The 11,282-nt window shown below is 63.4% G+C and carries 10 protein-coding genes; 5 read left to right on the forward strand and 5 right to left on the reverse strand.

Features of this window, described 5'->3' with window-relative positions:
• Positions 1-25: 25 nt before the first annotated feature.
• Both ACNJX9_RS13845 and ACNJX9_RS13850 read right to left on the reverse strand, forming a co-directional pair.
• Complete coding sequence (locus ACNJX9_RS13845) at positions 26-982, reverse strand: metallophosphoesterase (RefSeq protein WP_439409244.1); 957 nt, start codon at positions 980-982, stop codon at positions 26-28.
• Between the two features lie 937 nt (positions 983-1,919).
• The gene (locus tag ACNJX9_RS13850) at positions 1,920-2,138 is read right to left on the reverse strand and encodes a hypothetical protein (protein ID WP_271601429.1); all 219 of its coding nucleotides are present in this window, start codon (positions 2,136-2,138) and stop codon (positions 1,920-1,922) included.
• A gap of 224 nt (positions 2,139-2,362) precedes the next feature.
• Between ACNJX9_RS13850 and ACNJX9_RS13855 the strand changes: the two genes are divergently transcribed.
• From ACNJX9_RS13855 to uraD, 4 genes are all read left to right on the forward strand, one after another.
• Complete coding sequence (locus ACNJX9_RS13855) at positions 2,363-2,650, forward strand: hypothetical protein (RefSeq protein WP_439410053.1); 288 nt, start codon at positions 2,363-2,365, stop codon at positions 2,648-2,650.
• Positions 2,651-2,753: 103 nt separating this feature from the next.
• Positions 2,754-3,167, forward strand: a complete 414-nt coding sequence (locus ACNJX9_RS13860) for a DUF3830 family protein (RefSeq protein ID WP_057750758.1) — start codon at positions 2,754-2,756, stop codon at positions 3,165-3,167.
• Positions 3,168-4,103: an allantoinase PuuE gene (puuE, locus tag ACNJX9_RS13865; protein ID WP_271601428.1), complete on the forward strand. Its 936-nt coding sequence runs from the start codon at positions 3,168-3,170 to the stop codon at positions 4,101-4,103.
• A gap of 7 nt (positions 4,104-4,110) precedes the next feature.
• On the forward strand, positions 4,111-4,998 hold the full coding sequence (gene uraD, locus ACNJX9_RS13870; RefSeq protein WP_439409245.1) for a 2-oxo-4-hydroxy-4-carboxy-5-ureidoimidazoline decarboxylase: 888 nt from the start codon (positions 4,111-4,113) through the stop codon (positions 4,996-4,998).
• Here uraD and ACNJX9_RS13875 read toward each other — a convergent pair.
• On the reverse strand, positions 4,995-7,721 hold the full coding sequence (locus tag ACNJX9_RS13875) for a molybdopterin-dependent oxidoreductase (RefSeq protein ID WP_439409246.1): 2,727 nt from the start codon (positions 7,719-7,721) through the stop codon (positions 4,995-4,997). The two genes, uraD and ACNJX9_RS13875, sit on opposite strands and share 4 nt — an antisense overlap.
• A complete protein-coding gene (locus tag ACNJX9_RS13880) occupies positions 7,718-8,545 on the reverse strand; it encodes an FAD binding domain-containing protein (protein ID WP_439409247.1) in 828 nt (275 codons plus the stop codon). The genes ACNJX9_RS13875 and ACNJX9_RS13880 overlap by 4 nt, the downstream gene beginning before the upstream one ends.
• A 154-nt stretch (positions 8,546-8,699) precedes the next feature.
• Between ACNJX9_RS13880 and ACNJX9_RS13885 the strand changes: the two genes are divergently transcribed.
• The gene (locus ACNJX9_RS13885; RefSeq protein ID WP_439409248.1) at positions 8,700-10,049 is read left to right on the forward strand and encodes an 8-oxoguanine deaminase; all 1,350 of its coding nucleotides are present in this window, start codon (positions 8,700-8,702) and stop codon (positions 10,047-10,049) included.
• Positions 10,050-10,149: 100 nt separating this feature from the next.
• Here ACNJX9_RS13885 and ACNJX9_RS13890 read toward each other — a convergent pair whose 3' ends face one another.
• The gene (locus tag ACNJX9_RS13890; protein WP_439409249.1) at positions 10,150-11,226 is read right to left on the reverse strand and encodes a BMP family ABC transporter substrate-binding protein; all 1,077 of its coding nucleotides are present in this window, start codon (positions 11,224-11,226) and stop codon (positions 10,150-10,152) included.
• Between the last annotated feature and the right edge of the window lie 56 nt (positions 11,227-11,282).

Here is an 11,282-nt window from a genome sequence, read left to right on the forward strand (position 1 = left end):
GACTGTTAAGAGTTCTCTACCAACCTCATCCTTGCCGTAGTGTATGCAAGGTGACTTCGGCTGGACAGTTGAGCCGGACCGGCAGGAGGCTGGTGCCAGCCCCTGTCGAAGTGTAGCCGGCCATATGACCATATCGCCACGCGCCGCTACCCAGCCGCCGCGGCAACTTTGCTTCGAGCTTGATCGGAACCCCGTAGGGCAGGCAGAGTTGACCTCCGTGCGTATGTCCGCTTAGCATCAAGTCGAAGCCTCTGTGTGCGGCCTCACGGTAGACTTCCGGCGTGTGCGAGAGGAGTATTGAGTAGGTGTTGACTGGAATTGCATGGGCCGCCTTGCCAATATCGCCAACGCGATAGAAATGCGCGTCATCAATTCCGGCAAGGTAGATTTGATCATTTCCCCGCGCAATTACCTCGGTTTCATTGAACAACACCTTTGCGCCCATCGCTTCGAGCGCAGGCGTCATCAAAATGCTATCGTGATTGCCGAGCACCGCGAAAATTGGTTGCTTTAGGCTTGCCATAACCGGAGCGATAGCTTCCAGGCTCTTCTCGAATGACCCATAGGTCTTTCCGCGATAGTCGCCCGTTAACACACAGATGTCGTACACAAGGTCCCGAGTGATATCAGCCAAATGACCCATCGCACCGAGACTAGTGTCGCCGTGTAGATCGCTCACGTGGAGCATTGTGAAACCATCAAAGCTTCGAGGCAAAGATGCGGAGCGGATCAAATTTCTCTTGATGAGAACACGCTCGGCATTTCGCCGCGCAACGCCATAAAGACCCGTGAGCTTGAGGCCAAACTCGATAACAAACGGCGCCAAATATAAGTTCTCGAGATTAAAGATTAGCGTCCCTTGGCCGAACAGCTGTGCCTCGTGCTCACGTTCAGTTTGCAACCGCAGCTCGACGTGCTCATGGCCGATCCGTTCTATCAACGTCTTAAGACGCTCTTTTCCATGCATCAGGTCATTGCTCAAGCTTTGGGAACTATACTTTGCACCGAATGGTGACCGCGGCCCGGACATTGAATGGTAAGGCGTCGTTATCCAGCACCTTCCAATAGGTCTCAGAAACTCTCCATATCGTCCAAGACCCTGATCAAATCGGGACACAACGGAGGACACACCGGTCCCATAATGTTGTTATTATTACATTTTTTGCTGCCTGAGAACCCCTGCGCAGGGAAGGCCGTGTGTTGGACTTCACCTGTATGCTGCTGTGCGATCTTCTTGCGCTACATTTTCGCGCAGCAGACCGCGGGTGCGAGGTCGGCACCCGGTCTTCCCTGCGCCTCTTGATTGAGAGGGTGGAGAGATCAAGCAAAGCTTGGGCGAAATGAGCCGCGAGGAGGCGAAGGCGTGTCTGCGATTGGAGCGCTGCTTGCCACAGGCGACGCTATCGTAGGTAGGCAAAGCGAAGCGTGCCCACCACAAGCACATGGTGGGCACGGCGCTTGGCGCCTTTCCCACCCTACGACACCTGCGAACGGAAGAGCGATGCCGTGCCCTCATACTGCGTCTACACACTCGCTGTCATCGCCCGGCCAGTGCGCAATTGCGCACTAGGACCGGGCGATCCAGGACTCAGAGACAGCAATGATTGAGCCGAGAAGGCGCGGCGTACTGGATTCCCCGCCTGCCGCCTACGCTAAAAGCTTCGGCTGCCCTGGACCTCAACCCCGGCGAAGCCTTGGCATAGCCGGGTCGCGGGGAATGACAGCTTCAATTGGAGAAGCGATGTGGGCGCCTCATACTCTCTCGTGCCCCGGACGCAGCGCAGCGTCTCTTCGACGGTGCGCTGCAGAGCCGGGGCCCACATCTCCGAGCAATCCGTGTCGCGTGGGTCCCGGCTCTGCGCAGCAACGCTACGCGCTGCAGCGCGTCCGGAACACGAGAGCGCTCTATACCTTCCGTCTCACCGTCCCGCCGGTGCCGACATTGCGCCATTGGCGTAGCGCGACCAGTCGGGTTCAGACGGCTGCGACGGCCACATGGCTGCATTGGAGTCGCGCACCGACTGGGTGATGGGGGCAGGTCGTGCCTTGCGAACGTGCTGACGGTCGTTCGCGGCGGCGGTCTGGATGGTGATGGCGGTGATCAGCGTGGCGCCGAGAATGGCAAGAGTCTTTCGCATGGATGTTTCTCCCGTGACGACGTCCCGGTCGTGAGAAATGTCATCGTCGTCTCGCATGACATGGCGATGCCTCCGGCCTGATATCACCCTGGCCGGGTTCACGATGGGGCGAGCGAATTTTTTGGTCCCGGCTAAATATTCGGCAGTCGCCTGGCGGGTGCGGATGGACTTGGCTGGCGCAATCCGGTTGAATGGGAGCAATGAAGGTTTCAGGCGCGACAATGATGTCGAAATATCTGCTGGTCCTGCTTTTGATCGCCTCGCCGGCGGTGGCGCAGGTCAAACCCGCTCCCAAAGCCGCTGCGGCGCATCCCGACCCCTGCACTCCGATCGGACGCACCGCCGACGGCAAGCTGGTCTATTCCATGAAATGCGAGAACCTGCCGGCGCCGTCTCCGCCACCGCCCCAGGCGGAACTGAAGGAGGCGGCGCCGGCCGCCGCCGCCGCTGCAGAGCCCGAGCCGGAGGTACGGCGGAGTGGCATTTTCGGCTGGTCCTACGACCGCAGGTAACGGCCCTCACGCCCTTGCGCGAAGCCCGCTGGAATGCTCTTTGCGTGCAAGTTCCCCGTGGGCCTCCCCTCCGATCCCTTGGCCCTCGACCCAGAGAGATGAGATGAGCAAACTCGTTATCCGCGCCGGCGATTTCACCTTCGATGCCCGCTTCGAAGAGCAGGCCGCACCCAAGACCGTCGCGGCGTTCCGCAAGGCGCTGCCGTTCGAGAGCCACATCATCCATGTGCGCTGGAGCGGCGAAGGCGTCTGGATGCCGCTCGGCGATCTCGACTTCGGTGTCGGCTACGAGAACCACACCAGCTATCCTGCCCCGGGCCAGATCATCCTCTATCCCGGCGGCATCAGCGAGACCGAGATCCTGCTCGCCTATGGCGGCGTGCATTTCGCCAGCAAGATGGGCCAGCTCGCCGGCAATCACTTCATCACCGTGACTTCGGGGCTGGAGAACCTGGCACCGCTGGGCAAGAGCGTGCTGTGGAAGGGTGCGCTGCCGATCCGCTTCGAGGAAGTCTGAGTGACTGACAACAGCTACCCGCGCGATCTCCGCGGTTACGGTCGCAACCCGCCGCATCCAGAGTGGCCCGGCAACGCCCGGGTCGCGGTGCAGTTCGTTGTCAATTTCGAGGAGGGCGGCGAGAACAACGTCTTGCACGGCGACCGCGCCTCGGAAGCGTTCCTGTCCGACGTGCTGGGCGCGCAGCCCTGGCCGGGCCAGCGCCACGCCAATATCGAATCCATGTTCGAATATGGCTCGCGCGCCGGCTTCTGGCGCTTGTGGCGCCTGTTTGGCGAGCGCAAATGGCCGACCACCGTGTTCGGGGTGTCCACTGCGCTGAAGCGCAATCCCGAGATCGTCGCGGCGATGAAGGAATCAGGCTGGGACATCGCAAGCCACAGCCTGAAATGGATCGAGCACAAGGACATGACCGAGGCGCAGGAGCGCGCCGAGATCGCCGAGTCCATCCGCGTTCACACCGAGGCGGTCGGATCGCGGCCGCTCGGCTGGTACACCGGGCGCTCCTCGATCAACACCAACCGTCTGCTGATGGAGGAGGGCGGCTTCCTCTATCTCTGCGACTCCTATGCCGACGATCTGCCCTATTGGGTCAAGGGCGCGAACGGCAAGCAGCTCATGATTCCCTATACGCTCGACGCCAACGACATGCGCTTCATCAACCCGCAAGGGTTTGCCGAAGGCGAGCAGTTCTTCACCTATCTGAAGGACGCCTTCGACGTGCTCTACGCCGAAGGCGAGACCGCGCCGAAGATGATGTCGGTGGGACTGCACTGCCGCCTCGCCGGCCGGCCGGGCCGTGCCGCAGGCCTGATCCGCTTCCTCGATTATGTCGGCAAGCACGATCGCGTCTGGGTGCCGACGCGGCTGCAGATCGCGCAGCATTGGCACAACAAGCACGCGCATCTCGCGGCCGACGCGTTCGAGATCCGGTAGAGATGTGATGGCGCAAATCCCGCTCGCCGATCTCAACACCGCAAGCAAGGCCGAGTTCGTCGCCGCGCTCGCCAATGTCGTCGAATATTCGCCGTGGATTGCCGAGCAAATCGCGGCGCAGCGGCCGTTCGCCGGCATCAATCAGTTGCACGCCGCGCTGATCGCGGCAATCCAGGCGGCCGAACCCGACGTGCAGCTGGCGTTGATCCGCGCGCATCCTGACTTGGCCAACAAGACCCAGCGCGCGGCGGGCCTGACGGCGGAATCGACCGATGAGCAGAACAGCGCCGGCCTCGATCGGCTGTCGGAGGCCGAATATTCGGCGTTCGAGCGCGTCAACAACGCTTACCGCGAAAAGTTTGGCTTCCCCTATATCGTCTGCGTGCGACGTCACACCAAGGATTCGGTGCTGCGCGACTTCGAGACGCGGCTGCGCAATATCGCCAAGACCGAGACGCGTCGCGCGATTGAGGAGATCGGCCGCATCTCGGCGCTGCGGCTCGATCAGCTGGTCATCGCCGACGACAGACTGAAGGTGCACGGCCGGCTCTCGACTCATGTGCTGGACAATCACGCCGGCAAGCCAGCGCCGGGGATTCCCGTGGAGCTGGTCGAGCTCGCTGCGCTCGGCGAGAACCGTATCATCGCGCGCACCGTCACCAACGCCGACGGCCGCACTGACCAGCCGCTGATCGGCGGTCGCCCGCTGCCGATCGGCCGCTACGAGCTCCGCTTCAACGTCGGAAAGTATTACGCCGAGCGCAACGTGCCGCTGTCAGATCCGCCGTTCCTCGACGAGATCCCGCTACGCTTTGCGATCAGCGAGCCGGAGGCGCACTACCACGTGCCGCTGCTGGTCACGCCGTGGAGCTATTCGACCTATCGCGGCAGCTAGTCGCCGAACTTGTCGTGCAGGGCTGGAAACAGCCGGTCCGGCTTGAACGGCGGCGCGGTGAAGCGGATGCCGGTGGCATCGGCGATGGCGTTGCCGAGGGCGGCGGCGACCGGATTGTACGGGCTCTCGCTCATCGACTTCGCGCCCAGCGGCCCGATCGTATCGGATGTCTCGGCGAACAACACCTCCGTGCGCGGCACGTCCGCGAAGGACGGCAGATGGTAGTCACGGAATTTGGGATTGGTGACGCGCCCCTCCGCGTCGATCACCATCTCCTCGTAGAGCGCAGCACCGAGGGCTTGCGCGACGCCGCCCTCGACCTGGCCGCGGCATTGCATCGGGTTGGCGACGATTCCGGCATCGGCGGCCTGCACGCTCCGGAGAATCCTGATCTCGCCGGTGCCCTTGTTCACGGCGACGCGAAAGCCCTGGACGTTGAACCCGACCGAGCGTGGCGTTCCCTCGGAATTGCCTCGCGCTGCGAGCGGACGACCCGCCTCGCGCGCGAGCTTCGCGATCTCGGCAAAGGACATCCGGCGCACGCCGCTGACGACGAATTCGTCCTCGAGCGTGCAGCTCGCGACATCGCAAAGCCATGCGCCAGCGGCGGCCGCCTTCAGTTCGGCGGCAAGCTGCGCCGCGGCGGCCTGCGTCGCCTTGCCGGCAACGAAGGTGCCGGTGCTGCCATAGGCGCCGGTGTCGTGGCCGCCATGGGCGGTATCGGATTGGCGCAGGCGGATCCGGTCGACGGTGGTCGCCAGGACAGTCGCGGCGATCTGCCGGTGCACCGTGCTGGTGCCGTTGCCGAACTCGGCGGTACCGACGGTGAGATCGAAGCCGCCATCCTCGTTGAGCGCGATCATGGCATCGGCGATGTGCCCGGCGGGTGGTGCGGTGTCGATCATGGTCAGAGCGATGCCGTCGCCGGTCAGCCAGTCCGGCGACAGCTCGGGCTGCGGCTGATGCGCCAGCATGGCGCGTTCGACGAGGTCGATGCATTGGTCGAGCCCGTAGGAGCCGTAGAATACGTCATGATATTCGGACTCAGGCGGCGACAGCATGGGATCGCCGGGCCTGAGGATATTGCGGCGGCGCATGTCGTAAGGGCTGATGCCGAGTTGCCTGGCCAGTTCGTCGATCGCGGCTTCCACCGCGATCACCGACTGCGGCAGGCCATAGCCGCGAAATGCGCCGGCGGGCACCGTATTGGTGTAGACGACGAAGCCATCGACGCGCTTGTTCGGGCAGTTATAGACGGCGATCGACTCGTTCACCGCATGGAACATCACGGAGGGGCCGTGATTGCCGTAAGCGCCGGTATTGGAGAGCACGTCGAGCTGGAGCGCGGTGAGCTTGCCATGAGCATCTGCGCCGGCCTTGATGTGGACCCGCATCGGATGCCGTGTCGAGGTCGCGATGAACTGTTCCTCGCGGGTGAGCTCGAGCTTGACGGCGCGTCCCGTCTTCAGCGCGGCCAGCGCCAGGATATCCTCGACGAACATCTCCTGCTTGCCGCCAAAGCCGCCGCCGACCCGCTCGCAGAACACGCGGACCTTGTCCATCGGAAGCCTAAAGATGTCCGACAGCGCGCGCCGGGTCAGGAACGGCACCTGCGTCGAACTGCGGACGTTGAGCACGCCTGCTTCGTCGAGCCAGGCGAGGCCGCCATGGGTCTCCAGCGCCGCATGCTGCACGCGATGGCTGTGGAACGTGGCCTCGTACGTCACGGCGGAGGTGGCGAGTGCGGAGGCGACATCGCCGAACTCGCCATGAATCTCGGCGACCAGGTTGCGTTGCGCGTCGGCAACGCGGTTGGCGCTGGTCCTATCAGGGTGAACGAGCGGCGCGCCCGGCATCATCGCCTGCTCCGGATCGATCAGCGCGGGCAGAATCTCGTACGTGACGTTCAGTCGCCGGCAGGCCTCCTCGGCCACGCCTTCACTCTCGGCCACCACCGCCGCGACCCTCTGGCCGATGAAGCGGACGACGTCGTCGAGGATGAGGGTATCCTCGGGATCCATCCAATCCTTCTCATGCCGTGCCGTCGATGTCAGCACCATTGGCGCATCCTCATGCGTCAGGATGGCGTGCACGCCCGGAACGGCAATCGCCGCCGACTTGTCGATCGACACGATCCGGGCATGGGCATGCGGCGAGCGCAGCAGCTTGATGTGCAGCAGGCTCTCGATCTCGGTGTCGAACGTGTAGCGCGCCTTGCCGCGGACGACGTCCGGCCCTGCAGGCGCCGGCAGGCTGTGGCCGAAGGCGCCGCCGGCCTCGACGTGCGCCTCGACATTGCATTTGCCGTGGATCGCGTCCTCGATCGCGCGATAGCCCGTGCAGCGACAGATATTGCCCTTCAGCGCTGCGCCAAGGTCGGTACGTTGCGCCTGGTTCAACGAGGCGCAGGTCAAGATCATGCCGGCGGTGCAGAAGCCGCACTGGAACGCTTGCGCGTCGAGAAAAGCCTGCTGCATCGGATGCGTTCCGTCCTCGCCGCCGAGCCCTTCGATCGTGGTGATGGCGCGTCCCTCCGCGCGGAACGCGGGGATCAGGCAGCTGTGCACCGGCTCGCCGTCGAGCAGCACGGTGCAGGCCCCGCAATCGCCGGCGTCGCAGCCTTTTTTCACTCCGAACTGGCCAAGCTCGCGCAAAAACGTGCGCAGGCATTGGCCGGCGCGCGGCATTTGCGGAAATGTCGTGCCGTTGATCTCGAAGCTCATGACGGCGTTGCACCCAGCAGTTCGGCACGAATCTCCTCGGCGAGCCGCAGCGTCATGTGCTTGCGCCAAAGCGGCTTGCCATGAATGTCGGTGTGATAGAGATCGTCGGGAATCTCCTCGGAGATCGCGGTGCGAAGCGTGCTCGCATCGGTCGGCCCGGGAAACGATATCTGGAACGGGCGCACGGTCGATGCTGTTACCGTCAGCTTCAACGCGCCATTGCCATCGAGGCTTCCGATCAGCAGGGCCGCGGAGCGGCCGACCGGTGCGAGCGAGATCTGGCGTAACGCGGAGCGACGCTTCAGGGCAGGAAGCGGAATGTCGATCTGCCGCAACAGGTCGCCCGGCGACAGGCGATTGCGCTGGTTGCCGGTGACGAAGTCGGCGACGGGAATCCTCTGCTCGCCGCCGCCGGCCTTCCAGATGGTGCAAACGCCGTCGAGTGCGGATGTGAGCGAGATCATCGGTCCCGCCGGCAGCGACATACAGAGATTGCCGCCGACCGTCGCCGTTTTCCAGATCTTGAACGAGGCGAGGAAGGCGCGACAGCATTGGCTGATCAGTGGGGCCGCGAGCCAGTCAGGCGGACAGGTGAACGCGTCGAGTTGCGAGATGGTGCAGGTGGCTGCGATGCTGAGATGGCTGTCGGTGATCGTCAGTGCCGGCCATTTCAGATCGGCGAGATCGATCAGCCGCGTGAGGTGGATCTGCGGCTCGGAGAACAGCCAGGTACCGCCCGCGAGCCAAGCATCACCTGGCGTCCAAACGGGCAGTTCGGAGCGCGTTTGCGGACGGGAAACCGCTGTGATGGTATTCAAGTCCATGACTTGCGAGAACGCCTGCGCCGGATGATTTGTGTCGAGGTAAATTCTTGCAAGACCAGCGCCAAGTAGCAACAACCAGTCGCAGCAATAACGCACTCGGAATGGCCTTTGCCTTGCAGGCGATTCGTTAACGAGGGCGAGGAGAAATGGAGACATGAGCGACGCAAAGCCGATCTGGATCAGGGATCCCCAGGCCATTCTCGCTGACGGCGCTGGCCGCGGGGTCGTCGTTAAGGATGGTCGTATCGTCGAACTCGTGCCTTCAGGCGGAACACCGGCGACTGCCGGTGTCACGGTGTTCGATGCGAGCGAGCATGTCGTGCTGCCAGGCCTCATCAACACCCATCATCATTTTTATCAGACGCTGACGCGGGCGCTGCCGGCGGCAATGGATCGCGAGCTGTTTCCCTGGCTGCAGGCGCTCTATCCGGTGTGGGCGAAGATGACGCCCGAGGCGCTCGAGCTCGGCGTCACCGTGGCGATGTCGGAACTGCTGCTCTCGGGCTGCACGACGACGACGGATCATCACTATGTCTTCCCGAAAGGGCTCGAGGAGTCCGTCGATATCGAGGTCGGCGTCGCAAGGCGGCTCGGCGTCCGTGTGCTGCTGACGCGTGGCTCGATGAACCTGTCGCAACGCGACGGCGGCCTACCGCCTGACAGCGTCGTGCAGGACGAGGACACCATCCTGGCCGACAGTGCTCGCGTGGTGGCCAAGCATCACCAGCGCGGCGCGGATGCGATGGTGCAGATTGCGCTTGCGCCGTGCTCGCCGTTTTCGGTGACGACGTCCTTGATGCGCGCCACCGCCGATCTCGCCGACAAGCTCGACGTGCGCCTGCACACCCATCTCGCCGAGACCGAGGACGAGAACAAATTCTGCCAGCAGATGTATGGCTGCCGCCCGCTCGACTATCTCGAGCAATGCGGCTGGCTCAATGCGCGCACCTGGCTCGCGCACGGCATCTTTTTCAACGCCGACGAGATGAAGCGGCTCGGCAAGGCCAAGACGACCATCAGCCATTGCGCGTGCAGCAACCAGCTGCTGGCCTCCGGCTGCTGTCCGGTGTGCGAGATGGAGGAGGCCGGGGTCGGGATCGGCATTGGCGTCGACGGTTCGGCCTCCAATGATGGGTCGAACCTGATGCAGGAGGTGCGCGCGGCGTTCCTGCTGCAGCGGGCGCGCTATGGCGTGACCAAGGTCAGCCACAAGGATGCGCTGCGCTGGGCCACCCAAGGCTCGGCAGCCTGCGTCGGCCGCCCGGAACTCGGCGAGATCGCCGTCGGCAAGGCCGCCGACCTTGCGCTGTTCAAGCTCGACGAGCTGCGTTTCTCCGGCCACGGCGATGCCCTGGCCGCGCCGGTGCTGTGCGGCGCGCATCGGGCTGACAGGGTGATGGTGGCGGGGAACTGGGCCGTGATCGACGGCGCGATCCCGGGACTGGACGTTCCGGACCTGATCCGCCGGCACAGCGCCGCGGCGCGGGCGATGCAGGCGGGCTAGGATAGAAAGAGGGGGCGGCCACAAGTGCCGGGTGCTTCTGGCCACCCCCTCCGAACCTCCTCCGGGAGGAGCAGGTGATTTAGGCGATGCAAGAAGCGTGCTACTTGCCCGGCAGCTTGTCGTCGATGCCCTTGACGTAGAAATTCATGCCGAGGATCTGGCCGTCATCGAGATTGGCGCCGCCCTTGCAGTCGATCTCCTTGCCGTCCTGCCCAATGACCGGGCATTTGAACGGGTGCAGTTTGCCGGCGGTGATCGCCGCCTGGGCATCCTCGGCGATCTTTTTCACGTCGTCGGGCATATTGGTATACGGCGCCATCGCGAACATGTGGCTGTCGAGACCGCCCCAGGTGTCTTCCGACTTCCAGGTGCCGTCGAGCTCGGCCTTGACGCGGGCGATGTAGTAGGGGGCCCAGGTGTCGAGGATCGAGGTCAGCTGGGTCTTGGGACCGAACTTGATCATCTCGGAATCCTGGCCGAAGGCGAGCTTGCCACGTTCGCTGGCGATCTGCATCGCGGCGGGCGAGTCCGTGTGCTGCATGATCACGTCGGCGCCCTGGTCGATCAGCGCCTTGGCGGCGTCGGCTTCCTTGCCCGGGTCGAACCAGGTGTTGGCCCAGATGATCTTGACCTTGATGTTGGGGTTGATGCTCTGCGCCGCGATCATCGTCGCGTTGATGCCGGAGACGACCTCGGGGATCGGGAACGAACCGATATAACCGAGCACGCCCGACTTCGACATCTTGGCCGCGATCAGCCCTTGAATGTAACGGCCCTGATACCACCTGGAAGAATAGGTCGACATATTTTTGTCGCGCTTATAGCCGGTCGCGTGCTCGAAATGCACGTTCGGATATTTCTTGGCGACCTTCAGCGTCGGATCCATGTAGCCGAACGATGTCGTGAAGATCAGCTTGTTGCCGGCGCGGACGAGCTGCTCGATGGCGCGTTCGGCGTCGGGACCTTCAGGGACATTTTCGAGATAAGTGGTCTCGATCTTGTCGCCAAGCTCCTTCTCGAGCGCCAGGCGCGCTTGATCGTGCTGGTAGGTCCAGCCGAGATCGCCGATCGGGCCGAGGTAAATGAAGCCGACTTTCAGCTTATCGGCGGCGGAAGCTGCACTGACGCTCCCGGCAAGCAGAAGGCCGGCAGCCAGCGCAAGAAGTGATTTCCTCATCATCAATCTCCAAACATCAGGGGATAGCCACGATCCGCAGCGTGCGCGCCCCATCG

The organism is Bradyrhizobium sp. BLXBL-03 (genome assembly GCF_051853015.1).
Lineage (GTDB): Bacteria > Pseudomonadota > Alphaproteobacteria > Rhizobiales > Xanthobacteraceae > Bradyrhizobium > Bradyrhizobium manausense.

Coding starts and splice junctions, on each gene's coding strand:
- ACNJX9_RS13860 (WP_057750758.1), top strand. CDS start 2,754: ATGAGCAAACTCGTTATCCGCGCCGGCGATTTCACCTTCGATGCCCGC.
- uraD (WP_439409245.1), top strand. CDS start 4,111: ATGGCGCAAATCCCGCTCGCCGATCTCAACACCGCAAGCAAGGCCGAG.
- ACNJX9_RS13850 (WP_271601429.1), bottom strand. CDS start 2,138: ATGCGAAAGACTCTTGCCATTCTCGGCGCCACGCTGATCACCGCCATC.
- ACNJX9_RS13885 (WP_439409248.1), top strand. CDS start 8,700: ATGAGCGACGCAAAGCCGATCTGGATCAGGGATCCCCAGGCCATTCTC.
- ACNJX9_RS13855 (WP_439410053.1), top strand. CDS start 2,363: ATGTCGAAATATCTGCTGGTCCTGCTTTTGATCGCCTCGCCGGCGGTG.
- ACNJX9_RS13880 (WP_439409247.1), bottom strand. CDS start 8,545: ATGGACTTGAATACCATCACAGCGGTTTCCCGTCCGCAAACGCGCTCC.
- ACNJX9_RS13875 (WP_439409246.1), bottom strand. CDS start 7,721: ATGAGCTTCGAGATCAACGGCACGACATTTCCGCAAATGCCGCGCGCC.
- ACNJX9_RS13890 (WP_439409249.1), bottom strand. CDS start 11,226: ATGAGGAAATCACTTCTTGCGCTGGCTGCCGGCCTTCTGCTTGCCGGG.